Annotated in this window: 20 protein-coding genes; 8 read left to right on the forward strand and 12 right to left on the reverse strand. The window is 71.5% G+C overall.

Annotated elements, in window-relative coordinates; genetic code table 11:
- Window positions 1–72: 72 nt before the first annotated feature.
- The 7 genes from WMF27_RS19125 to asnB all read left to right on the forward strand — a co-directional run bounded on the left by WMF27_RS19125 (window position 73) and on the right by asnB (window position 8,520).
- The gene (locus tag WMF27_RS19125) at window positions 73–1,407 is read left to right on the forward strand and encodes a hypothetical protein (RefSeq protein WP_437767452.1); all 1,335 of its coding nucleotides are present in this window, start codon (window positions 73–75) and stop codon (window positions 1,405–1,407) included.
- 167 nt (window positions 1,408–1,574) lie between these two features.
- Window positions 1,575–2,138 carry a bifunctional pyr operon transcriptional regulator/uracil phosphoribosyltransferase PyrR gene (gene pyrR, locus WMF27_RS19130; RefSeq protein ID WP_012236451.1) on the forward strand — a complete coding sequence of 188 codons (564 nt, stop codon included), beginning with the start codon at window positions 1,575–1,577 and terminating at the stop codon, window positions 2,136–2,138.
- An 8-nt stretch (window positions 2,139–2,146) separates the two neighbouring features.
- Window positions 2,147–3,112, forward strand: coding sequence for an aspartate carbamoyltransferase catalytic subunit (locus tag WMF27_RS19135; RefSeq protein ID WP_437767451.1), 966 nt, complete (start codon window positions 2,147–2,149; stop codon window positions 3,110–3,112).
- Between the two features lie 198 nt (window positions 3,113–3,310).
- Window positions 3,311–4,285 (forward strand): NAD(+) synthase, encoded by a 975-nt coding sequence (gene nadE / locus WMF27_RS19140; RefSeq protein WP_437767450.1) that lies wholly within the window; start codon window positions 3,311–3,313, stop codon window positions 4,283–4,285.
- A gap of 351 nt (window positions 4,286–4,636) precedes the next feature.
- Entirely contained in the window at window positions 4,637–4,897 is a 261-nt protein-coding gene (locus WMF27_RS19145; protein WP_012236454.1) for an acyl carrier protein, read from the forward strand.
- A 19-nt stretch (window positions 4,898–4,916) separates the two neighbouring features.
- A complete protein-coding gene (locus tag WMF27_RS19150; protein WP_437767449.1) occupies window positions 4,917–6,506 on the forward strand; it encodes a class I adenylate-forming enzyme family protein in 1,590 nt (529 codons plus the stop codon).
- Between the two features lies 1 nt (window position 6,507).
- Window positions 6,508–8,520, forward strand: a complete 2,013-nt coding sequence (gene asnB, locus WMF27_RS19155; RefSeq protein WP_437767448.1) for an asparagine synthase (glutamine-hydrolyzing) — start codon at window positions 6,508–6,510, stop codon at window positions 8,518–8,520.
- A gap of 158 nt (window positions 8,521–8,678) precedes the next feature.
- Here the strand turns inward: asnB and WMF27_RS19160 are convergent, their stop codons facing one another.
- From WMF27_RS19160 to WMF27_RS19215, 12 genes are all read right to left on the reverse strand, one after another.
- Window positions 8,679–9,884: a lipoprotein receptor gene (locus tag WMF27_RS19160; protein ID WP_437767447.1), complete on the reverse strand. Its 1,206-nt coding sequence runs from the start codon at window positions 9,882–9,884 to the stop codon at window positions 8,679–8,681.
- The gene (locus WMF27_RS19165; protein ID WP_437767446.1) at window positions 9,884–10,873 is read right to left on the reverse strand and encodes a hypothetical protein; all 990 of its coding nucleotides are present in this window, start codon (window positions 10,871–10,873) and stop codon (window positions 9,884–9,886) included. The genes WMF27_RS19160 and WMF27_RS19165 overlap by 1 nt, the downstream gene beginning before the upstream one ends.
- A 36-nt stretch (window positions 10,874–10,909) precedes the next feature.
- A complete protein-coding gene (locus WMF27_RS19170; protein WP_437767445.1) occupies window positions 10,910–12,472 on the reverse strand; it encodes a protein kinase domain-containing protein in 1,563 nt (520 codons plus the stop codon).
- A gap of 174 nt (window positions 12,473–12,646) precedes the next feature.
- On the reverse strand, window positions 12,647–14,047 hold the full coding sequence (locus tag WMF27_RS19175) for a tetratricopeptide repeat protein (RefSeq protein ID WP_437767444.1): 1,401 nt from the start codon (window positions 14,045–14,047) through the stop codon (window positions 12,647–12,649).
- 100 nt (window positions 14,048–14,147) lie between these two features.
- Window positions 14,148–14,669 (reverse strand): hypothetical protein, encoded by a 522-nt coding sequence (locus WMF27_RS19180; protein WP_437767443.1) that lies wholly within the window; start codon window positions 14,667–14,669, stop codon window positions 14,148–14,150.
- Window positions 14,670–14,734: 65 nt separating this feature from the next.
- Window positions 14,735–15,730, reverse strand: coding sequence for a collagen-like protein (locus WMF27_RS19185; RefSeq protein ID WP_437767442.1), 996 nt, complete (start codon window positions 15,728–15,730; stop codon window positions 14,735–14,737).
- A gap of 334 nt (window positions 15,731–16,064) precedes the next feature.
- On the reverse strand, window positions 16,065–17,429 hold the full coding sequence (locus WMF27_RS19190; protein WP_437767441.1) for a M16 family metallopeptidase: 1,365 nt from the start codon (window positions 17,427–17,429) through the stop codon (window positions 16,065–16,067).
- On the reverse strand, window positions 17,426–18,868 hold the full coding sequence (locus WMF27_RS19195) for a M16 family metallopeptidase (protein ID WP_437767440.1): 1,443 nt from the start codon (window positions 18,866–18,868) through the stop codon (window positions 17,426–17,428). Before WMF27_RS19195 ends, WMF27_RS19190 begins: the two co-directional genes overlap by 4 nt.
- 23 nt (window positions 18,869–18,891) lie before the next feature.
- On the reverse strand, window positions 18,892–19,533 hold the full coding sequence (locus WMF27_RS19200; protein ID WP_437767439.1) for a hypothetical protein: 642 nt from the start codon (window positions 19,531–19,533) through the stop codon (window positions 18,892–18,894).
- A gap of 80 nt (window positions 19,534–19,613) precedes the next feature.
- Window positions 19,614–21,416, reverse strand: a complete 1,803-nt coding sequence (gene lepA, locus WMF27_RS19205) for a translation elongation factor 4 (RefSeq protein ID WP_437767438.1) — start codon at window positions 21,414–21,416, stop codon at window positions 19,614–19,616.
- A 266-nt stretch (window positions 21,417–21,682) separates the two neighbouring features.
- On the reverse strand, window positions 21,683–21,892 hold the full coding sequence (locus WMF27_RS19210) for a ribbon-helix-helix domain-containing protein (protein ID WP_437767437.1): 210 nt from the start codon (window positions 21,890–21,892) through the stop codon (window positions 21,683–21,685).
- An 80-nt stretch (window positions 21,893–21,972) separates the two neighbouring features.
- Window positions 21,973–22,110 carry a hypothetical protein gene (locus WMF27_RS19215; RefSeq protein ID WP_437944368.1) on the reverse strand — a complete coding sequence of 46 codons (138 nt, stop codon included), beginning with the start codon at window positions 22,108–22,110 and terminating at the stop codon, window positions 21,973–21,975.
- A 143-nt stretch (window positions 22,111–22,253) separates the two neighbouring features.
- Between WMF27_RS19215 and WMF27_RS19220 the strand changes: the two genes are divergently transcribed.
- Window positions 22,254–23,102 (forward strand): hypothetical protein, encoded by an 849-nt coding sequence (locus WMF27_RS19220; RefSeq protein WP_437767436.1) that lies wholly within the window; start codon window positions 22,254–22,256, stop codon window positions 23,100–23,102.

Raw genomic sequence — 23,102 nt, forward strand, 5'->3', positions numbered from 1 at the left:
CGGGGTGCGTTGGCTCGCAAGAACGACCCGCGGCCGCCGTCACATCAGGCTGCATGGTAGCGTCGGCCGCGCATGGACCGTAGCGCCACGCCCGAGCCCCGCGCCGCGGGCGCCGCCGATCGGCGGCCGGAACCTTCAGGGGAAGCACGCCGCGCAGGCCGCCGAGCAGCGGTCGCGATCGCCCTCTACGCGCTCGTGACGCTCGCGTACGCCGCGAGCTCCTCCCGCGACATCTTCGCGGCCCACACGCCCTACAACCACTACGCGCTGCTCGCGGAGGCGTGGCTCCACGGCCGCCTCGATCTCGGCGGACCGCCGCCGGCGCACGCGGGCGGCAACGACTTCGCCGTGTTCGGCGACCGCTACTACGTCAGCTTCCCCCCCTTCCCCGCGGTCCTCATCGCGCCGCTCGTCAAGCTCGCCGGCAGCGCAGAGCGCGTGCGCGACGGGCAGTTCTTCCTGGCGTTCGCCGGCGTCGGGCCGGCTGTCCTCTTCCTCGCGCTGGAGAAGCTCTCGGCCTCGCGCCGCAGCCACCGCATGCAGGCCGAGAACGTCGCGCTCTCGCTGCTCTTCGCGCTCGGGAGCGTCTACTGGTTCAGCGCGGTGCAAGGGACGGTGTGGTTCGCGGCGCACGTCGTCGGCGTCGCGCTGGCGTGCGTCTATCTCTACTGCGCGCTCGAAGCCGCCCATCCGCTCGCGGCGGGCCTCGCCCTGGGCCTCGGCTTCGCGACCCGCACGCCGCTCGGCTTCGCCCTGCCGCTGTTCTTGTTCGAGGCGCTCCGCGTGGACCGCTCGGACCCGCGCGCCCTCCTGCGCCGGCTCGCCCTGTTCGCCGCGCCGGCGGCGCTCGTGCTCTCGGCGCTGCTCTGGCACAACCACGCGCGCTTCGGCGACGCGACCGAGTTCGGCCACCGGTACCTCCACATCGCGTGGCGCGCGCGGATCGAGAAGTGGGGGCTCTTCTCGTACCACTACCTGCCGCGCAACCTCGCGGTGGTGCTCACCGGCCTGCCGTACACCGACGTGCAGGGCGCCCCGTTCCAGATCAACGCTCACGGGCTCGCGCTCTGGGTGACCACGCCGATCTACGCGTGGGCCCTCTGGCCTCGACGCACGCCGCCCCCGTTCTGGGCGCTCGCCGTCACGGTGTCCGCGGTCGCGCTGCCGAGCCTCCTCTACCAGAACACCGGCTGGCTCCAGTTCGGCTACCGCTTCTCCAACGATTTCGCCCCGTTTCTCTTCGCGATGATCGCCGTCTCCGGCCGCCGCTTCGGCGCGCCGTTCTACGCCCTCGGCGCGGCCGCGATCGCCATCAACGGGTTCGGTGCGCTCACGTTCCAGCGCGCGGGCTTCGAGCGGTTCTACTTCGTCGAGCGCACCCAGCGGGTCCTGCACCAGCCCGACTGAGGCAGGCCGCGCCTCCGCGCCGCCGCCGCGACGCCGCGCCGAGGACGCCCCTCTCCTCCCCAGCACGACCGGATCGCCCGCGCTCCCTCGGGCGCGCGGGCGATCCGGCGGGCGGCGCACGCGGGCCTTGGGCGCAGGGCGCTCGCCGTGCTAGCCCTCGCCGCGCCATGGAAGCTCTGCTCGACCCGGCCGCCATCGGGCGCGGCCTGCGGCGCATCGCGCTCCAGATCGCCGAGCGCGGCCGCGGCGTGGAAGATCTGGCGCTCATCGGGATCCGACGGGGCGGCGAGCCGCTGGCCAAGCGGCTGGCCGCGCTGCTCCTCGAGATCGAGGGGCACGCGCCCCCGGTCGGCGCCGTCGACATCACGCTCTACCGCGACGACGCCGCGACCGCCCTGCCGAACCCGCGCATCGGCCCGAGTCACATCTCCTTCCCCGTCGACGGCCGGCGCATCGTGCTGATCGACGACGTGATCTACACCGGTCGCACCATCCGCGCGGCGCTCGACGCGGTGCTCGACTACGGGCGACCGCAGCGGATCGAGCTCGTCGCGCTCGTCGATCGCGGCGGCAGGGAGCTGCCGATTCACCCCGACTACATCGTCCGCGCGGTCGAGCTCGCCCCCGGGCAGCGCATCGACGTCGTGGAGCGCGCGGGCGAGCTCTGGGCTCTCGTCACCGCCGCCGGCACGAAGCTCTCGGAGCCCCCCCCGCCACCGGAAGGAACGTAAACCAGCGCATGAGGAGGATCTACCCGCACCGACACCTGCTCGGCATCGAGGGTCTCTCGCGTACCGAGATCGTGGCCCTCCTGGACGCCGCGGAGTCGCTCTTCGACGTCTCCCGGCGGAGCGTGCGCAAGGTGCCCACGCTCCGCGGCAAGACGGTCGTGAACCTCTTCTACGAGCCGTCGACGCGCACGCGGACGTCGTTCGAGCTCGCGGGCAAGCGGCTCAGCGCCGACGTCATCAACATCAGCGTCTCCACCTCGAGCGCGGTCAAGGGGGAATCGCTGCTCGACACGGTGCAGAACCTCCAGGCGATGCAGCCGGACGTGCTGGTCATCCGGCACGCCGCCTCGGGCGCGCCGCACCACGTCGCCGCGAACACGCGCGCCGCGGTCGTCAACGCGGGGGACGGCACGCACGAGCACCCGACGCAGGCGCTGCTCGACGCGTTCACGATCCGGCGCGCCAAGGGCCGGCTCGATGGGCTGGAGGTCGCCATCTGCGGCGACATCGTCCACAGCCGCGTGGCCCGCTCGAACGCGCACCTGCTCACGACGATGGGCGCGCGGGTCCGCTTCGCCGGCCCGCGCACGCTCCTGCCGATCGCGGGCGAGTCGCTCGGCGCGACGGTCTACGATCGGATCGAGCCCGCCCTCGAAGGGGCCGACGTGGTGATGATGCTGCGCGTGCAGCGCGAGCGGCTGAGCGGCAGCTTCCTGCCCAGCACGCGCGAGTACAGCCGCACGTTCGGGCTGAACGCGGCCCGGCTCGCGCTCGCCAAGCCGGACGCGATCGTGATGCACCCGGGGCCGATGAACCGCGGCGTGGAGATCGATCCGCGCGTCGCGGACGGCGCACAGAGCGTGATCCTCGACCAGGTCGAGGCCGGCGTCGCGGTCAGGATGGCCGTGCTCTGGATCCTGGCCGCGGAGGCCAACGAGTTCTCCGCGACCGGCGAGCCACGGCCCGCGCCCTGACAACCGCCCACGCCGTCCGGGCGCGGCGGCGCAGCCGGGGCAGACGGACGCCCTCGCCCATGGAACCCACGGAACCATGACAGACGCGGCCCCCGCGCGCGGCTCCCCCTGGCATACGCCCGCTCGCAGCGAACAGGGTTCCCTGTCGCGCCCCGTTTTAATAGGCTGGTCCATCTTTTTGAAAGGGTGGAGCCAACCATGTTTTCGCGAGACGTCCTCAGGATCGATGCCCCGGCTGTAGCGCAAGAGATCGAGCAGGCCATCCGGGATCAGGTGTTCGGTACGCTGCGGCGGCGCGGGGCCGTGGTCGGCATCTCGGGCGGGATCGACAGCTCCGTCGTCTCGACGCTGTGCGTCCGCGCGCTCGGCAAGGACAAGGTGCTGGGCATCTTCATGCCCGAGCGCGACACCTCCGATGACGCGCTCCGCCTCGGCAAGTTGCTCGCCGAGGGGCTCGGCATCGAGGCGGTCCTCGAGAACATCAAGCCCGCGTTGACCGGCCTGCGCTGCTACGAGCGGCAGGACGAGGCGATCCGGATGGTCTACCCGGACTACAACGAGAGCTGGAAGTTCAAGATCACGCTCCCCTCGATCCTCGAGAGCGACAGGCTGAACGTCTCGCAGCTGACGGCGCAGCCGCCCGGCGAGGAGCCGCGCGTGAAGCGGATGCCCCTGAACGCGTACCTGCAGCTCGTCGCCGCGACGAACTTCAAGCAGCGCATCCGCAAGATGATGGAGTACTACCACGCGGACAGGCTCAATTACGCCGTCGCCGGCACGCCGAACCTGCTCGAGTACGATCAGGGCTTCTTCGTCAAGCAAGGCGACGGCGCCGCGGACTTCAAGCCGATCGCGCACCTGTACAAGAGCCAGGTCTACGCGCTCGCCGAGTACATCGGCGTCCCTGCCGACATCCGCAGGCGCGCGCCGACGACGGACACGTTCTCGATGCCGCAGGGGCAGGACGAGTTCTACTTCGCGCTCCCCTACGACAAGATGGACCTCTGCCTGTACGCCTACAACAACAACGTCCCGGCCGCGGACGCGGCGTCTGCCGTCGGCATCACGCCGCAGCAGGTCGAGCGCGTGTTCAAGGACATCGAAGCGAAGCGCCGGGTAGCGCAGTACCTCCACGCGCAGCCGCAGCTCGTCCGCGATCAGGGCCACGCCTGACGAGCCGCGCCGCCGGACGACGCGCGCCGCTGTCAACGGCATTCACGGCCTGGTACGCCGCTCCCCGGCCGTGAAACCCGCCGGAAACAGCGCGGAGCATCGCTGGCATTCACTCACGTTGACGACGGTGACGGACGGGCTCGCAGCGAGATCGTCAGTCGCCAATCCCACCTCCGCGGCGCGCCCTGGCGGCGGCTTTCGGACGCGGACGCACGCGGAGCACCGCGCGCGAAGGATGGAGGATGGCCGCAATCGCAACCGCGTCCTGCCGCGATCCGCGCGTTGGCCGCCGCTCCGCGGAGTGTTCTCGACAGGAAAGCCGGGGGGGTGATAGACGTGGAGACTACCTCCATGAGCACTTCCAGCATCGAATCGACGATTCGCAACTTCCTGGTCACCTCGTTCGGATACCGGGGCGCTACCGCCGATCTCGGGTCCGAGGTCGCTTTGCTCGATCAGGGGATCCTGGACTCGACCGCCGTCCTCGAGATCGTTCAGTTCCTCGAGCAGGATCTCGGCATCCAGGTCGCCGACGAGGAGATGGTGCCGGAGAATTTCGGCTCGATCGCCCGGCTCGTCACCTACGTGAGCGGGAAGAAGAGCAGCAACTAGCCCGAACCCCGGGGGGCGCATGAGCACGCAGCACACCGCTCGTCGCGATCCGCGCTCGGATCGCTTCCTCATCGACTCCGCGCTGCGATCGTTCGCCGCCGCTCGCCCCGACCACGTCGCGCTGGTCTGCGAGGGACGGCGGATCACGTACCGGGAGCTGGACGCGCTGGCCGATCGCTGCGCCGCCCTGTTCTGCGAGGCAGGCGTGCAGCGCGGCGATCGCGTCATGGTCGCGCTCGACAACAGCGTGGACGCGGTCGTCGCATACTACGGAGCGCTCCGGGCCGACGGCGTGCCGTCGCTGCTCGGCACCGCGATGCGACCGCGGCGCCTCGGCCAGGTGATGGAGCTCGCGGGCCCCCGCGTGCTCGTGGCGGCGCGCGGCATGCGCGAGGGCCTCGCCGCCGTGGCCGAGCTCCCGCCCGGCGCGAGGCCGGCGGCGACGTTCGTGAGCGGCGCGGCTCCCCCGGCCGCGGCCGGGCCCCCGCGCGACGGGCGCGACTTCCAGGAGGCCCTGGCCGGCGCGCCCGGCGAGCCCCCTGCGCGCCGCGCGATCGAGCTCGATCTGGCGACGCTCTGCTGGACGAGCGGCAGCACGGGCGAGTCGAAGGGGGTCATGCTGACGCACCAGAACCTCCGCAACAGCACCGCGGCCATCGGCGTGTACCTCGAGCACACGGCGGACGACGTGATCCTCTGCGTGCTGCCGCTGTCGCACACCTACGGGCTCTTCCAGCTGCTCGTGACCCACACGTTCGGCGGGACGGTCGTGCTCGAGAAGGGCTTCTCCATGCCGTGGCCCATCGTCCAGCGGATGGCCGAGGAGCGGGCGACCGGCTTCGCCGGCGTGCCGACGATCTTCGCGTCGATGCTCTCGCTGAAGAACTTCGCGAAGGCCGATCTCTCGGCGCTCCGGTACCTGACGAACGCCGCGTACGGGCTCCCGGCGCCGCAGCTCCTGCGCCTGCGCGAGCTCCTGCCCAACGTCTCGTTCTTCGCGATGTACGGCCAGACCGAGTGCACGCGCGTCTGCTACCTGCCACCCTCCCTGGCGCTCGAGCGACCGTCCTCCGTGGGCATCGCGATGCCGAACGAGGAGCTCTGGATCGAGCGAGAGGACGGCACGCACGCGGAGCCGGGCGAGGTGGGCGAGCTCGTCGTGCGCGGGCCGAACGTGATGCGCGGCTACTGGAGGAACCCCGACGCGACCGCACGCGCGCTCCGGCCGGGGCCCCTCCCGGGCGAGGTCGTGCTCCACACCGGCGACCTCTTCAAGATGGACGAGGACCGGTACCTCTACTTCGTCGCGCGCAAGGACGACATCATCAAGACCCGCGGCGAGAAGGTGAGCCCCCTCGAGGTCGAGTCGGTGATCTGCAAGGTCCCGGGCGTCGTCGAGGTGGCGGTCGTCGGCGTGCCGGATCAGGTGCTCGGGGTCGCGGTGAAGGCCGCCGTGGTGAAGGCCCCTGACGCCGCGGTGACCGCCGACGACGTCCGCAAGAAGGTGCGGTCCGAGCTCGACGAAGTCGCCGTGCCCAAGTTCGTCGAGTTCATGGATTCGCTCCCCAAGACGGCGAGCGGCAAAGTCAAGAAGAGCGAGCTCATCTGATATGTGCGGTATCGCCGGCCTCATCAACCTACGCACCGACGCGCCGAACCCCGACCGCGAGCTGGCCCTCAAGATGGCGCGGGCGCTCCGCCACCGCGGCCCTGACGGCTTCGGCATCTACCGCGATCGCCACGTCGCGCTGGCCCACTCGCGCCTGTCGATCATCGACCTCGACGGCGGCTGGCAGCCGATGGCCAACGCCGACGAGACGCTCTGGGTCTGCTTCAACGGCGAGATCTTCAACTACATCGAGCTCCGCGAGGAGCTCACGGCGAAGGGCCATCACTTCCGGACCAAGAGCGACACCGAGGCGCTGATCCACGCCTACGCCGAGTACGGCGAGGCCATGGTCGATCGGCTGAACGGCCAGTGGGCGTTCGTCATCTGGGACGTCCAGCGGAGGCGCGCGTTCTTCTCGCGCGACCGCGTCGGCATCAACCCCCTCTTCTGGACGGTCCACCGCGGCGTCCTCCGGTTCGCCAGCGAGGTGAAGTCGCTCTTCCAGGACCCCACCATCCCCCGCGCGATCTCCCGCGAGGGCCTCGACGAGGCGCTGACGTTCTGGGCGCCGATCGCCCCGCTCACGCCGTACGAGGGCATCCAGCAGATCCCGCCGGGCGCGGTGGCGACGCTCGACCTCGATCGCGACGTGGCGCCGCGCGTCTCGGTCCGCTTCCGCCCCGAGTTCCCCGTCGGGCGCGCGCCCGGCGGCGACGAGGCGGGGCTCGTGTCCAGCGTGCGCGAGGCGGTCCGCGGCGGCTCGACGATCCGCCTGCGCGCCGACGTCCCCGTCGGCAGCTACCTGAGCGGCGGGCTCGACTCCACGATCGTCGCGGCGCTCATCGCCTCGAACCGCGAGGTGCCGCTGCGCACGTTCTCGGTCGAGTTCGCCGAGCGCGAGTTCGACGAGGCCGAGTACCAGCGCGCCGCCGTAGCGCACCTCGGCACGTCGCACGCGTCGATCCAGTGCAGCGACGCCGACATCGCCGGCGTCTTCCCGGAGGTCGTCTACCACGCCGAGGCCCCGCTCCTGCGCACCGCCCCGGCGCCGCTGTTCATCCTGGCGCGCCTCGTCCGGCAGAGCGGCTACCGCGTGGTGCTGACGGGCGAGGGCGCCGACGAGTTCTTCGCCGGCTACGACATCTTCCGCGAGGACCGGGTGCGGCGCTTCTGGGCGCGCCACCCGGACAGCAAGCTCAGGCCGCAGCTCCTCCTCCGGCTCTACCCCTACCTGCAGCGGTCGCCGGTCGCGCAGGTCGAGATGGCCAAGGCCTTCTTCGGGCGGAACCTCGCGCAGACGAGCGACCCGTTCTACTCCCACCGCCCGCGCTGGGACGCCACGAGCCGCATCAAGCTGATGCTCGATCCCGCGATGCGCGAGGGCGTCGGCGACACCGCCGCGGCCGATCGCCTGAGGGAGCAGCTGCCGCGCGACTTCATGCGCTGGACGCCGCTCGCGCGCGCGCAGTACCTGGAGATCACGACGCTGCTCTCCGGCTACCTGCTCTCCTCCCAGGGCGAGCGCATGATGATGGCGAACTCGGTCGAGGGGCGCTTCCCGTTCCTCGATCCCAACGTGATGGACGTGGCGGACGCGCTGCCGGACGCGCTCAAGCTCCGCACCCTCGACGAGAAGCACGTGCTGAAGCGCGCGATGGGCGATCTCCTGCCGCCCGGCGTCCTCGAGCGGAAGAAGCAGCCGTACCGCGCGCCCGTGGTGCAGCCCTTCTTCGGGAGCGGGACGCCGGACTATGTCGAGGCGTGCCTGTCGCCGGACGCCATCAAGGACGCCGGCATCTGGCAGGCGCAGCCCGTCGCGTCGCTCGTCGCGAAGTGCCGCAAGACCGGCGGCAAGTCGATGAGCAACACCGACGACATGGCGTTCTGCGCGATCCTCTCCACGCAGCTCATGGCGCGCGACATCCTCCAGGGCGCGCGCGTCGTCTCGGCCGCCGACGACACGTCGGGCCGGCTGGGCGTCGACGTCGATCGGGTGCGCGACGCCGCAGGCTGAGCGGCGGCGTGACGCCGCGGGGCGCACGTGCGCCGCCCCTCAGCGGGTAGTGCTGTCATTTGAACATGAAGGCGGTAAGGCGGGAAGAAAATCTCAATGATCTTCCCGCCTTACCGCCTTCATGTGAACCCTCTCTGGGCAAATGACAGCACCACCCCTCAGCGCGGGAGCTTGCGTATCGTGCCGCTGCTCTCGTCCGCCCAGTACACGAACCCGCCGGCGAGCGCGATCCCGCGCGGAGTGCCGCCCTCGTACAGCGGCCGAGCCCTGCCGGTGCCGTCCTTGTGCTTCCGCATCACGCGGGGCGATCCCTGATCGGTCCAGTAGACGAACTCATCGAGCCCATCCACGGCGATGCAGTCGGGGGACGCATGCGCCACGTCATCATCCTCGACGGCCGTCCAGACAGCCACCGCGTCCTCCGAGCCGTCCTTTGGCGCCCTCATCACGGCAGACTGCTCGCTGCTGAGATCCCGGCGCGGGCTGTTGGTCCAGTAGACGTGGTCGCCGTCCACGGCGATGGCGTACGGAAACGGCTGCTCGTCGGCCAGCCGCTTCGTGTCGCGGGTCTGCCGATGCGTCTGGTTCACCGTGCCGCGCGGGCTCCTGTCGACCCAGTACACGTGCTCTTGGTCGAGCGCGATGAGGTGCGGCGAAGCGTTGCTGACCTCGAGGAACTCGTCGTCCGCCCATTCGCCGGGCATCAGGATCTGGCCGATGAGGCTCCCTTCACCCGGCGTGCCGATGCCGGCCGCGCGCTGCGCCCAGAACACCGCGGTGTCGTCCGCGGCGACGCCGAGGGTCGCGAAATGCGAGTCGAAGAGCACCTGTGGCGCGCGTGCTCCATTGCGGTCCACCACCAGGACGTCCTTGTTGTTGAGGTTGGACCAGAAGACGCCGTGCTGGTTGACGGCGATCCCGTAGGGAGCGTTCTGGCCGACGGCGAGCGTCGTGACGGCTCCGCCGAGGACCGACACTTTTTGCACGCTCCCCTCCGTGCCTTCACCGGCGGTCCAGTAGACCTCGCCCTGGTAGACGGTGAGGAGGTTCGCGTTCGGAGCCTCGATGCTCGGAAACCCGCGCGCGATCTCCGTGGCCCCGCTGCAGCCGGTCGCCCTGCACATCCCGCCGTCCAGGCACACCGCGCCGCAAGCGCCGCAGTTCTGGGGGTCGTCGAGCAGGTTCACCTCGCAGTCGTCGGGGTTGCCGTCGCAGTCCGCCGTGCCGGTCGCGCACGCATCGGGTCCACCGGTCGAGCTCGCGTCGGCTTCGCTCACCGTGAAGTCCCCGAGCACGCTGGTGCATGCCGCGGCGGTCATGATGGCAACGCAGACCATCGAGCCGATTCCGAACGCCTGGCGCATCAGAAACTCCCCTTCGCTCCCGCGGAGCCGAGCCCGATCACGGGCGTGATCGATATCCCGGCGCGCTCCGGCGATCTCGGCGCTGTGAGCAGCAGGAACGCCCCCGCGCCGACGCCCACCGCGCCGATCGCGAACCCGATCGTCGAGAGGGTGCCCATCGCGTGGTAGCTGTCGACCTCGCCCCTGAGCGACGGGGCGCACCGGTCGCCGGGGCAGCGCGCCGAGAGATCGCCGTGCTTGCCGAGCGCGAGCACGCCGCCGATGGCGCCGGCCGCGAGCCCGGCGCCGCCGAGCCCGAACGCGGCGATCGCCAGCACCGTGCGGCTGCTGCCGCCGGAACCGGGAGCAGGAGCGCGTGGGTCTGGCCCCGGCGCCACCGGTGGACGCGGCTTGACCGGAGGCGGCGGCGCCACCGGCTTGAGCTGGAGCGCGACGGTCTCGCTGGCGCCCTCGGCGAGCGTCACCTTCACCTCGATCGGAGCGAACCCCGCGGCCGACGCCCGGACGACGTGGTCGCCTGGATCGACCGGCCTCCGGACCCCGAGCGCGGCGCGCGGCACCGGCGCGTCGTCGATCGTGACCGCGGTGGTGTCCGGCCCGCTCACCGAGATGAGCACCTGCGGGATCCGGGGCGCGAGCGCGTCGAGCTCGCGTTGAGCGGCCGCGATCGCCTCGAAGAACTGCTCGGGCGACCTCTCCGGCACCCCCTCGCGGAGGATGCGGCTGTACGACTCCTGGGCCGCGATCCACTGGCCTACGCCCACCTGGGCGCGGGCGACGCCGAGCAGCAGGGTCGGCGCGTGGATGATGGCGTCCGCGCGGCCGAACCGATCGAGCGCGGCCGCGAAGTCCTTTCGTTCGAGGGCCTCCTGCCCCTCGACGGCGAGCGAGCGCGCGGTCGCGCGATCGGCGTCCGATACCTGCGCCAGCGCGGCGGGCGTGAGGGTCAGGGCGAGCAGCAAGGAAGCGATCCCGAGTCGACGAGCCATACGAAAGAGGTCCGTGCGAGGTGCTGCAGGTGAACGTCAGATGCCGAAGTCCGTCGGCTTCGGCTTGCGGCGGACGCTCCCCGGCGGCGCGGGGGAGCGCGGCTTCGCCTGAGCGGGCTGAGCCGATGGCACACGCGAGCCGCCCGCCGTCGCCGAGGCCGAGGGCGCCGTCGTCGAGACCGGCGACGTCGTCGCAGAGGCCGCGGGCGTCAGGGCCACCGAGGGTGGCGGCTCCGGCGCCTGGGCGGAGGCGGTGGCCGGCGCCACCCCGTCGAGCCCCCGCGGCGCACCGGACACCGACGCCGTGGGGGCCGGCTGCGCGAGCGGCTGCCCGGTCGCGTCAGGGCTCCCGCCGCGCAGGGCGAAGAACGCGACCGCCACGAGAACGACCGCGCCGGCCGCCGCGGCGGCGAGCGCGCGCCCGACGACAGGCCGCCGGACCGGGGGAGATACCACCGAGACCAGCGCGCTCGTGGTCTGCGACCGCATCTGGCGGCCGGACATCGCGGACGTGCCCACCGCTGCTCCTGGCGAGGCCACCGTCGCGCCGGACCCAGCCGAGATCCGCGCAGCGTCGCCGTCCGCCGAGGCGATCAGCGTGACCGCGTCCCCGAACGAAGGCGCCGCGCTGTCGGGCCCCGCGTCGGGGAGCGCCGCGCTCTCCCTCGAGCGTGGCGCGAACCCGAGCTCCACCGAGATGCGCTCGCCGGACACGCGGAACGGGCCGACGATGCTCGTCCTGGGCTCGAAGCTCTCGCTCGCGATGTCGAGCGCGAGCGCGAGCGCGTCGCAGAACTCCTTCGCGCTCTGGAATCGCGCGTCCGGCTCGCGCGACGCCGCGCGGGCCCACCAGGCGTCGAAGCCGGGCGGCACGGGGGCGAATTGCGACGGCACGGGCAGCGGCTTGACCATGATCTTGAGGAGCAGATCGCCGAACGCCTCGCTGTTGAACGGGAGCTTGCCGGTGAGGCACTCGAACACGACGACGGCCAGCGACCAGAGATCCGAGCGATGATCGATGCTCTTGGTGCCCTGCGCCTGCTCCGGGCTCATGTACGCGGGCGTCCCGAGCAGCGAGCCGGTCTTCGTGGTGGAGGTGACCTGCGGCGTGCTGTCCTTCGCGATGCCGAAATCGAGCACCTTGGCGATCTCCCTGTCGTCGTCCCGGACGAGGAAGATGTTGGCCGGCTTGAGGTCGCGATGGACCAGGCCGCTCGCGTGCGCCTTGGTGAGGGCGCGCGCCACCTGCGCCGTGATCGCCATGGTGTCGTGCGGGTCGAGCCGCCCCACGCGCTGGATGCGGGTGTCGAGGTCCTCCCCCTCGAGGTACTCCATCGCGATGTACGGCGTCCCCTGCCAGACGCCGTGGTCGAGGATCTGCACGACGTGCGGGCTGCGGATCTGCGCGGCGACCTTCGCCTCCCGCTCGAACCGGTGCCGCACCTCCTTGGAGACGCCCTGCGCGTTCATGAACTTGATCGCGCACGGGATGTCGAGGCCGAGGTGCTGGGCGAGCCACACCGAGCCCATCCCGCCTTGCCTGAGCGGACGCACCAGGCGAAAGCGATCGGCAACGGTGTTCCCCGCGGCGGGTGTCACGCAGCCTCCCAGACCTTCTGGAATAACACAGGTCGTCATCCAGGGTCACGTTCGCGCCATGCAAAAGTGAACTGGGACCGACAGCGTGAAATGGCGCAGAAGCCCCGCCATCCCCCGCCGTGGATTTGCGCCGTTTGCGACGTTGACGACGTTTACGACGCTTCGCGGCGGAAGCTAACGAGAACCCGAGCTTGCGGCGGCGGGCTCTTGCAGAGACCGCCGCTCGGCGGGCCGGCCCGGGAGCGCGCCGGCGTCGGTCTTGTCGGTCTTGTCGGTCTTGTACGTCTTGCCGAGCGGCGTGCCCGTCGCCTGCGCGAGCTGGCTGCCCCGCGGATCGTCAGGGAACGCATCGAGGAACTTGCGGACGTGGTGGCGCGACTCCTCGGCGATGCCCGCGCGGAACGTCAGGAGCGCGAGGTTGTAGCGCGCATCGGCGCTCCTGGGCTCGGCCTTCAGGGTGGCGAGGTAGCCTTGACGTGCGCCGTTGTAGTCGCCGCGCTTGTCGGCGATGAGCGCGAGGTTGTAGAGCACCTCGGCGTCCGAGGGATCCTGCTCGGCGAGCGGCGTGAGGCGCGCCTTCGCCCCGTCGAGATCTCCGGCCAGGATCGCGAGCGCTCCCGCGAGGAGCTGCGCCTTCCGGCCGGCGCCGGCGTCGATCGCGCGATCCGCCTCGGCCCTGGCCTCGGCCAGGCGACCCGCGCGCTCGAGCGCGAGCGCGAGCGCATAGCGGAGCCGCGACGGGTCGCCGCCCTCCTCCAGCGCGGCCCGCGCCTCGGCCTCGGCGCGCTCGGGGCGGCCGGCGACGGCGAGCGCCTCGGCCAGGACCGCGCGCGTGCCGCTCTGCTCCGGGCACCGCGCGCGCGCGGACTCCGCGTCGCGGAGGGCGGCGCCAGCGTTGCGGGCGTGCAGCCTCGCCTCGGCGCGCAGCGCGAGGCAGGCGCACGTGGCCGGCGCGGCGGGCGCGGCGGCGGCGGGGTGCATCCTCAGGCAGCGCGCCGCGACGCCGTCGAGCTCGTCGAGCTTGCGCCGCTCGCGGAGCGGCCTCGTGAGCTCGTCGATCGCGCGCAGGTGCGCGCCGTCGCGGCGCAGCGCCGCCCACCACATCCGCTCGCGCGACCCGAGCAGGGGCGCTGCCCCGTTCACCTGGACGACGCCGAGGCCGATCACGACGATCGCGGCCCCCATGCGCCGGTGCTTGAAGCTCGATCCGAGCCAGCGCTCCGCGGCGGCGGCGGCGAGGGTCGCGAGCGCCGCCCACAGGGGAACGGCGACGAACACGACCCCCTGCGCGAGCGGCGCGCGAGGCCCGCGGTAGTAGAGCGTGGCCGCGAGCGCCGCGGCGATCGCGATCCACAGCAGCGCCGCGCCGTTCCTGGCGAGCCGTGTATCGAGCCGCGCGGCGAGCCACGCCGACAGGCCGAGCGCCGCGGCGAGCGCGGCCGCCGCGAGCGATCCCGAGAGGGCGAGCGCGCCGGCCGGGAGCGGCTCAGGCGAGAGCCACGTGGGCGCGATCGCCAGGACCACGAGGTGCAGCGCGCGGCAGAGGTGCAGGGCGAGCTCAGCAAGCCAAGGCACGGCGTGACCTTAGCCCACCGCCCATCGCGGACCAAACGGCGGAGAGGCATCGTTGCGTCACGGCCTCCGTGGCGAGGGCGCCCCCACAGCCACGGCGCGCTCACGGCAGGGTCATCTCGATCTCGACGGAGACGCGCGTTCCGGGCGGCGGCACGATGAGCTCGAGCGGCATCATCCGGAGGCATTGCGCCGCGTCGGGACGATCCATCCCCCGCACCTCGCTGATGCCGCGGGCGATCTCGTTCCCGGACGCATCGAAGGTCATGTTGAAGATGTACCTGGCGCGCGCGGGAGCCGGGTTCTTCCTGAGCGAAGGCTCCCAGCACTGCTTCACGAAGAGCGACCGGCGCGCTTCGAGCTCCCTGGCGGCATCCCCCTCGACACGCTTGTAGAGCTCGCTCGTCAGCGGCGAGGCCCCCGCCGGCGCGGGGCGAGGCACAGGCAGTGAAGGGGCGGGCGCGCCCGCGGTCGCAGGCAGCGCGCCCGCACGTGCTGCCGAGGTCTCCACGCTGGCCGACGGAAGCGCAGGTGGCGGCGGACGCTGCAGCCCGAGGTAGAGCCCTGCTGCGATGAAGAGGCTGCCGAGCAGGATCGCCGCGGGGGTCATCAGCTCCTTCTGCATGGTGGCGATCGGAGGGCAGGCGCCGCGCGCCTCGCGGCGCGCGAGGTTGGCCGCCCAGGCCGACCTTACTGCATCGAGACGACAGCGGAGGTGTACGAGTAGTCGTTGTTGGTCCAGAAGGGGCTATCGGACTTCCCGCAGAGGCCGACGCTGTACTGGCCCGGGGGCGGCGACAGCACTGCGCTCAGCCCCATGGCGATGCGGGTGTGCGCCGGGACCTGGACCGCATAGACGCCCGTCCCTTCTGGGCTGAGTTCCCCGAGAGGCGAGAGCTGCTGAGAGCAGATCCAGAGGTGGAGCTGGTCCGCGGCGGTCGACGCGGCGCCGAGCGCCTTGTTGGAGACGACCACGACGCGCTGCCCCGAGGCGGTCACGCTCACGGTCGCGGGCGCAGCCAGGAACTGCAGCGATTTCTGAGGGGCGGCGCCCGCGCCGGAAACATAGGTGCTCGAGATGACACCAGGAGGCCCCTGCGGCCCCTCCGCCCCCGGCGCACCCGGGGGCCCGGCAGCGCCAGGCGGCCCAGCCGGACCGCTCGGCCCGACCGGACCGGCCGCGCCGGGAGGGCCCGCGGGCCCCGGCGCGCCCTGCAGGCCGATCGGATCGCCGACCCACACGCCGCTGCTGTCGATGACGAGGCGACCGCCGATGGAGATCGAGTTCGGCGTGATGTCCCCCGCGACGTTGCTGGCCTGGAGCGCGTACGGGACGCTCGCGATCCTGGCGCGGGGCACCATCTCGGGGTCGTCCCCCACGGTGATCCCGAGGTAGCGCGCCGCGCCGTCGAAGACCGGCTTGTCGACGGGCGCGAGCTCGCCGAGGTCGACCGAGAAATAACCCTGGTCGAACGTGATGGTGTGGAGCTCGCTCCAGACGGGCACGGGCGCGTCGGGCGCGTCGTAGAACGCGAACACCACGTCGAGCGTGTCGTCGATGGGCTGGCCCACCGAATCGAAGAGGCGTCCCTGGTGGGTGATCGTGACGGGGACCGCCGCGGCAGCGGGCCCGGACAGCGCGGTCACCGCGGCAAGGACCGGCGCGTGGATGGTTCGTGCCTTCATCGCGAGCTCCCCTCGTTCGCCCTCGCGAGCCGGCGCCAGGTGCGCCGTGGCAGGCATCGCGCGGCGCGCGCTGAGCGATCGCGGCCGGAGGCGCCGGTGATCCTGGAGCGGGCCGCGAGCCCTGCCACGATCTCGCGAAGGAGCAGCGCCTTGGATGCCGGCGGCCGACGGGCGGTTCCGATCGCGCTGCCGGTCGTTCGACGCCGCTCGGACAGGCCGCCGGCGTCGCCTGCGCCGGGGCCTCGCCGCCGCGGGGCGAGATCGCCCGAGACGGCGCGCGCCCGGGTCTCGCGGCCTGCGCGCCGCGACGTGATCGCCCTCGGCGCGGCGCCGGCTACTCGAGATCGTACGGCTCGACCTTCACCTCGGCCAGCTTCGGGACGGCCGCGGCGATCGCCTCGCCGATCTCCTCGTGCGTGCCGACGACGCCGATCACCAGATCGTCCTCGGAGATCCGGCGCCGCACGGCGGCGTTCGCCTCCTCGAGCGTGACGTCCTCGATCCGCTTCAGGTAGGTCTCGTGGTACCCGTCCGGCAGATCGTACAGGAGCTCGTCGAGCTTCTGGTGCACGCGCTTCCTCGCGGTGTCGATCTCGAACGCGTGCGAGCGGACGAGGTAGCGCTTCACGAACGTGAGCTCGTCCTCGGTGATCCCGTCGCGCCGCAGCGCCTCGAGCAGCCCGAGCTGCAGGGAGAGACAGGCGGCGGCGTCCTGCGCCGCGGGCGCGGTCCACATGGTGAACGCGTCGCGGTGCCGATCGAAGCCCGCGCGCGACGAGGCGCCGTAGGACCAGCCACGCTTCGCGCGGACCTCCTGCATCAGCCGCGACGAGAAGGTGCCTCCGAAGACGGTGTTCGCGACCAGGAGCGCCATGTGATCGGGGTCGTGGGCGTCGGTGCCGAGCCCGCCGATGACCATCTGCGTCTGCGTCCGCTCGGGTTTGTCGACGAACACGAGGCAACGCCCCGGCCTCGCCCCGGGATCCGTCACCGGATCCGGGATCGCCTCGCCCTCGGGCAGGCCGGACAGGAGGCGCTCGGCGACCCCGTGCGCCTCGCCGGGCTCGATGTCGCCCGAGATGGCGACGATCGCGTTGCGCCGGCTGTAGTGCCGCGCATAGAACGCGGCGACGTCGTCGCGCGTGATCTCCCGCAGCGTCGGGATGGTGCCCGCGACGCGGCGGCCGTAGGGGTGCCCGGCGAACAGGGTCCGCCGGAAGGCGCGGCTGCAGAGCGAGCGATCGCTGTCGCGCGCCTCGATGAGCTCGGCCTCGGCCTCGCGCAGGAGCCGCGCGAGCTCCGGCGGCGAGAACGTCGGGCGGGCGAGGAGCGTGGCCCCGAGCTCGACGAACCGATCGAGCGAGCGCTTGATCACCTCGAAATGCACCGTCGTCGCGCTCGTCGCCACGTCGGTGCCGAACTCCCCGCCGAGCGCGTCGATCGTCTCCTCGATCTCGTTCGCGCTGTAGCCCTCCGCGCCGCGGCGGAGCATGCGCGCCGTGATGCGCGCGAGCCCCTCGCGCCCTGCCGGATCGTGCGCCGAGCCGGAGGGGAACGCGACGACGATGCTGACGATGGGGAGCGCGTGGCTCGTCTCCACGAGCACCGCGCCGCCGCGGGGCGCCACGCGACCGCCCGTCGCTCCCCTGCCCTGCCCCTCGGCGCCCCAGGCGAGGCCGCTCTTCACGCTCTGGCTCACGATGCCTCCTCGCTCTCCGCGTCCGTCCCGTCCTCGTCGTCCTCGTCGCTCGTCCCGTCCGGGATCACGTGGATCACCGTCCGCGCCGAGCTCACCAGGTAGCGCCGCGCCACACGCAGCAGATCCCCCACCGTCGCCCGCCGGTAGGCGGAGAGCCGCTCGAACAGGGCCGCGGGATCGCCGAGCACCGTCTCGTAGAAGCCGATCTGCTCTGCCTTGCCGGCGACGGTCTCGAGCCCTTGCAGGACCGAGAGCTCGATGCGCGCCTTCGCGCGATCGAGCTCCGCCTCGGTGACCGGGGCGCGGCGCACCGCCTCGAGGAGCGGATCGAGGGCCGCGAGCAGCGCCTCGCCCGTGTGCTCGCCGCGGGCCGAGAGATAGATGTCATAGAGCGAAGGATCGCGGAACGAGCCGACCCAGCCCCGGATCTCGCTCGCGATCTCCTGCTCCTGAACGAGCGCGCGGTGCACGCGCGACGACCGCCCGGAGAAGAGGATCTCGTTCAGCAGGGCGAGGGGCGCGTGGTCGAAGTCCCCGAGCGCCGGCGCGCGGTAGCCGATCGCGACCTTGTGCGTGGCGGTCGGCTTCACCACCTCGGCGCGGCGCTCCGCGATCTGCGGCGGCTCGGGGCACACCTCCTCGACCGGGATCTTCGAGGGCTCCTGCGCGCCGTAGTGGTCCTGCACCCCGCGCAGCGCCTCGTCGAGCGCGACGTCGCCGACGATGACCAGCGCCGCGTTGTTGGGGGCGTAGTACGTCCGGTAGAACTCGACGCAGTCCTCGGTCGTGAAGCCCTTGATGTCCTCCATCCAGCCGATGGTCGGCCACCCGTAGGCGTGCTTGGTGAACGCCGCCTTGTAGAGCAGCTCGCTCACCGCCCCGTCGACGTCGTCGTCGACCCGCTGCCTCCGCTCGTTGGCGACGACCTCCTTCTCGCTCGACACCTGCGGATCGCGGAGGACGAGCCGCGCCATGCGCTCCGCCTCGAGGCGGAGGGTGAGCGCGAGCGCGTCCTTCGGCAGGTTCGTGTGGTAGTAGGTCCAGTCGAGGAACGTCGCCGCGTTCGTCTCGGCGCCGGCCTCCTCGAGCATCCGGTCGAACGCGCCGTGGGCGACGCTCTCCGTCTCGCCGAACATGAGGTGCTCGAAGAGGTGGGCGATGCCGGTCTTGCCCACGCGCTCATGGCGCGAGCCGACGCCGAACCAGGTCTGCAGGCAGACCACGGGCGCCGTGGGGTCGACGAGCACGAGCACCTTGAGCCCGTTCCCGAGGGCGAAGCGCTCGACGCGCATCGTCGGACCGAACGCGACGGTGGCGTCGTGGCGCAGCCGGGCGAGCGGCGGGCGTTCGCGGTTCAGCTCGACGAGCATCTCGGCGAGCGGATCCGTTCGAGGGAGGGCGTCGGCGCCGGGGACCGAGTAGGCAAGCGTCTCCTGCATGGCAGGCGCAGCCCATACCACGCTCAGCGCCGCGGCGCTGCGTGGCACAGGACGTCGCTCGGATCCCGCGTCGACTGGTGGCACTCCCATCGGTCGTCGTGGCAGGAGATGACGAGGATCCCCGCGTCGTACGCCTCCCTCAGGGAGGAGCCTGCCCGCTGCGCGAGCAGGTTGGACGGGGTGCGCTCGGTGCACCCCTTGCCCATGTCGACCTCGATCTTCCTGTTCCCCTTGGTCGCCTTGGCGGGGTTCGGCGGGGTCTTGCCCTTGTCGGCGGTGCGCACCGCCGCGGCGAGCTTCGGCAGGATGCCCTCGAGGTAGGGCTTGTCGACGAGCGGGTCGGTCGACCGCGGCGACACCATGGCGAGCGTGTACTGGATCGCCATCATCTGCTGCTCCGCCGGCGCGCTCGGCTGGATCGGCCCGCTCGACCCGATCGGGATCGGCCGCGGCGGCATCTCTCGCTTCGCGGCCTCCGTGGCCGCGGGGGCCGCCGCGGCGCTCGGGGCCGGCGCCGCGCTGTCCGCGACCGGCGGCGCGGAGGCTGAGGTGGACGCTTGAGGCGCCGCGGCGCGCTGATCGTCGCACGCGAGGACGGCGAGGCCGAGGGCGAGGGCAGGGAACGCCGCGCGGAGCTCGCGCGGCCGGACGGGGGCGGGCTGCATGGGCGGCTTATACGAGCGCGCGCCGCGCGCCGCCACGCTCGCGTGGCCGCGCGGCGCGCGGTGACCAGCGCCCCCGCGCGTCAGTCGATCTTCAGGATGGCGAGGAACGCCTCCTGCGGGATCTCGACGCTCCCGACCATCTTCATCCGCTTCTTGCCCTCCTTCTGCTTCTCGAGGAGCTTGCGCTTGCGGCTGATGTCGCCGCCATAGCACTTGGCGGTCACGTCCTTGCGCATCGCCTTCACGGTCGTCCGCGCGATGACCTTCGACCCGATCGCCGCCTGGATCGCGACCTCGTACTGCTGGCGCGGCACGATGTCCTTGAGCTTCACCGCGAGGTCCCGGCCCCTGGCGTACGCCTTGTCCCGGTGCACGATGACGCTGAGGGCGTCGAGCGGGTCGCCGTTCACCAGCATGTCCAGCTTGATGAGATCGTCGGCGCGGTACCCGACGAGCTCGTAGTCCATCGACGCGTAGCCGCGCGACACGCTCTTCAGCTTGTCGTGGAAGTCGAAGAGCACCTCGCTGAGGGGCATGTCGTAGGTGATGATCACGCGGTCGGACGAGGCGTACTGGATCGACTTCTGCTCCCCGCGCCGCTCCTGGCACAGGGCGAGGACCGCGCCGACGTACGTCGACGGCACGTGGACGGTCATCCGGAAGATCGGCTCCTCGATGCGATCGGTGAGGTTCGGCGGCGGGAGCTTCGCGGGGTTCTCGATCGACTTCATCGAGCCGTCGTTCAGGTAGCAGTGGTAGACGACGCTCGGCGCGGTCGTGATGAGGTCGAGGTTGTACTCGCGCTCCAGCCGCTCCTGGATGATCTCCATGTGGAGCAGGCCCAGGAAGCCGCACCGGAAGCCGAACCCGAGCGCCTCGGAGGTGTCGGGCTCGAAGACGAACGCGGCGTCGTTCATGTGGAGCTTCGACAGGGCGTCGCGGAGGTCCTCGTACTGGGCCGAGTCCGTCGGGAAGATCCCGGCGAAGACCATCGGCTTGACCTCCTTGAAGCCGGGGAGCGGCGTCGTCGCGGGGTGGACGGCGTCGGTCACCGTGTCGCCGATCTTCGTGTCGACGACGCTCTTGATGTTGCCGACGAGGAAGCCGACCTCCCCTGGCCCGAGCTCGGTGATGGCGGTCGCGTGGGGCGTGAACACGCCCATCTCCGTGACCTCGTAGTCGCGGCCGGTCGCCATGAAGCGGACCTTCTGGCCCTTCCGGATGATGCCGTCGACGACGCGCACCATGACGACCGCGCCGCGGTAGCTGTCGTACCAGCTGTCGAAGATGAGGGCGCGGGGCGCCGCGTTCAGATCGCCCTTCGGCGCCGGGATGCGCTCGACCACCGCCTCGAGGATCTCCGCGATGCCGATCCCCGTCTTGGCGCTGGCGGGGATGGCGCCGGAGCAGTCGAGGCCGATGACGTCCTCGATCTCGCGCGTCGTCCGCTCGACGTCGGCCGAGGGGAGGTCGATCTTGTTGAGGACCGGGAGGATCGCGAGGTTGTTGTCCAGGGCGAGGAAGACGTTCGCGAGGGTCTGCGCCTCGACGCCCTGGGTAGCATCGACGACGAGCAGCGCGCCCTCGCACGCCTGGAGGCTGCGCGAGACCTCGTAGTTGAAGTCGACGTGCCCGGGTGTATCGATGAGGTGCAGCCGGTACGTCTGGCCGTCCTTCGCTGTGTAATCCAGGCGAACGGTCTGGGCCTTGATCGTGATCCCCCGCTCGCGCTCGATGTCCATCTTGTCGAGGAACTGCTCCTTCTGCTCGCGGGCGGTGAGCGCCCCGGTCACGTCGAGGATGCGGTCGGCGAGCGTGGACTTGCCGTGGTCGATGTGGGCGATGATCGAGAAGTTGCGGATGAGCTTGGAATCAACGGGCATAGCGAGCTTCAGGGCGCGGCGACCTGACCAGCGTTAGCGGCCGCAGCACGCGGCCTCGACCGAGGTGCGAGGGAGCGGACGGGAACGTCCGGGCCCCTCCGGGGGGAGCGAGCCGCGGCGCGCGGCTCTACGAGCACCGCGGGAAATGGTGGACCGCGGCGCGCCTGCTCCTAGCGCGACCCGCGCCGCGAAGCTATCCACCCCGAGCGACCGGCGCCCAGGCGTCCGGCACCCCGGGCCCAGAGCCTTGCGGCCCCTGGCGCCGGTCATTTCTTCGGGATCGGCGGCGCGGCGACCGGCGGGCTCTCCAGGGACATCTGCCCTGGCAGCACGTGCTCGTAGTGCTTGAGGACCATATCTATCCCTTCGCGGATGTAGACGGCGATCGGGACCTTGGTGCGTTCGTGCAGCATCTTCAGCCGCTCGGCCTGCTCGGGCGTGATGTAGATGGTCGTCGAGACTTTCTTCCGCGACATGTCACGCCCGGGAGGGTAACCCGCCAGTCTCGAAGGGTACGACTGACAAGACGTTACCCTAGATGCCGGTACGTATGATGTCAATCGGAATGGCGCCACCGCGCTCGCCGGGGTTCGGGGATCGGCCGGTCTGGGCCGCGGGCCGCGTCGGTCACGTCGGTCACGTCGGTCACGTCGGTTGCGTCCGTCACGTGGGTCACGTCCGTCACGTCCGTCACGTCCGTCGCGTCCAGTGGGCTTCTTGATGTGGGCGCGGGCCGCGGTCTAGACTGCGGCTTGAAGCTGGTCCGCGTCGGGACGGCTCGCCCGGCGCGTCGAGCTTCTGTCCCGAGGGTTCCGGGCCGGCCGGAGGAATCTCTTGATGACGCGATTCCCGCTCACCTGGCGGTCGTCCAGGTGCTCGCTTGTGGCCCTGATCACCATTTCGGTCGCCTCCTGCGCGTCCTCGACGCCGGAGCCCTCGAGCGCGAAGGGCTCCACCAACGAACGGGACACGGCGATCGTCCACGAGCCCTGCGACAAGGACTCCGCCTCTGCGGAGAAGGTCGATGTGAACGGCGACCGGATACCCGACATCATCCACGTGAAGCAAGACGGCCGGGAGGTCTGCCGGGTCGTCGACCTGAACCTGGACGGCGCGATCGACGCCTTCATCTACTACGACGGCAACGGGGTGGAGCGGCGGCGCGAATCGGACTTCGACCGCGACGGGCGGGCCGACGAGATCGCTCACTACGAGCGCGGCGCCGTCGTGCTGAAGGAGCGCGAGACCAACTTCGACGACAAGCTCGACACCTGGGACTACTACGAGGGTCCGCGCCTCGCGCGCCGCGAGCGCGACTCCGACGGCGATGGGATCGTCGACCAGTGGTGGCATTTCAACAACCCGAACGACGCGAAGTGCGCGGTCGTGGCGAGCGATCAGAACGCCGACGGCAAGGCCGATCCCGGAAGCGTGGTGGATCTCTGCGCCGAGTCGTACGGCGCGCCGAGAGCGCCCCTGCCCCCGCCGGGCGGCGCCGCGCCCACGGAGCAAGGGGCGGGCGCAGGGGCGCCAGGCGCCGCGCCCACAGCTGCCCCCGCCGCGGGCGCGGCTGCATCGACGACCGCCGCGCCCCCATCGGCCCCCGTCGCGGGCGCGGCCACGGCGGCGAGCGCCGCGCCCGCGGGCTCCGCGCCCGGCCAGCCGGCCGCCAAGAAGGGACCATGA

Source organism: Sorangium sp. So ce281 (genome assembly GCF_051527395.1).
In the GTDB taxonomy this organism is placed as follows: domain Bacteria; phylum Myxococcota_A; class Polyangia; order Polyangiales; family Polyangiaceae; genus Sorangium; species Sorangium cellulosum_B.

Bases quoted from the DNA above. Each gene is read 5' to 3' on its own strand.
- WMF27_RS19125 (WP_437767452.1), top strand. From the start codon at position 73: ATGGACCGTAGCGCCACGCCCGAGCCCCGCGCCGCGGGCGCCGCCGAT.
- pyrR (WP_012236451.1), top strand. From the start codon at position 1,575: ATGGAAGCTCTGCTCGACCCGGCCGCCATCGGGCGCGGCCTGCGGCGC.
- WMF27_RS19135 (WP_437767451.1), top strand. From the start codon at position 2,147: ATGAGGAGGATCTACCCGCACCGACACCTGCTCGGCATCGAGGGTCTC.
- nadE (WP_437767450.1), top strand. From the start codon at position 3,311: ATGTTTTCGCGAGACGTCCTCAGGATCGATGCCCCGGCTGTAGCGCAA.
- WMF27_RS19145 (WP_012236454.1), top strand. From the start codon at position 4,637: ATGAGCACTTCCAGCATCGAATCGACGATTCGCAACTTCCTGGTCACC.
- WMF27_RS19150 (WP_437767449.1), top strand. From the start codon at position 4,917: ATGAGCACGCAGCACACCGCTCGTCGCGATCCGCGCTCGGATCGCTTC.
- asnB (WP_437767448.1), top strand. From the start codon at position 6,508: ATGTGCGGTATCGCCGGCCTCATCAACCTACGCACCGACGCGCCGAAC.
- WMF27_RS19160 (WP_437767447.1), bottom strand. From the start codon at position 9,884: ATGCGCCAGGCGTTCGGAATCGGCTCGATGGTCTGCGTTGCCATCATG.
- WMF27_RS19165 (WP_437767446.1), bottom strand. From the start codon at position 10,873: ATGGCTCGTCGACTCGGGATCGCTTCCTTGCTGCTCGCCCTGACCCTC.
- WMF27_RS19180 (WP_437767443.1), bottom strand. From the start codon at position 14,669: ATGCAGAAGGAGCTGATGACCCCCGCGGCGATCCTGCTCGGCAGCCTC.
- WMF27_RS19185 (WP_437767442.1), bottom strand. From the start codon at position 15,730: ATGAAGGCACGAACCATCCACGCGCCGGTCCTTGCCGCGGTGACCGCG.
- WMF27_RS19195 (WP_437767440.1), bottom strand. From the start codon at position 18,868: ATGCAGGAGACGCTTGCCTACTCGGTCCCCGGCGCCGACGCCCTCCCT.
- WMF27_RS19200 (WP_437767439.1), bottom strand. From the start codon at position 19,533: ATGCAGCCCGCCCCCGTCCGGCCGCGCGAGCTCCGCGCGGCGTTCCCT.
- lepA (WP_437767438.1), bottom strand. From the start codon at position 21,416: ATGCCCGTTGATTCCAAGCTCATCCGCAACTTCTCGATCATCGCCCAC.
- WMF27_RS19210 (WP_437767437.1), bottom strand. From the start codon at position 21,892: ATGTCGCGGAAGAAAGTCTCGACGACCATCTACATCACGCCCGAGCAG.
- WMF27_RS19220 (WP_437767436.1), top strand. From the start codon at position 22,254: ATGACGCGATTCCCGCTCACCTGGCGGTCGTCCAGGTGCTCGCTTGTG.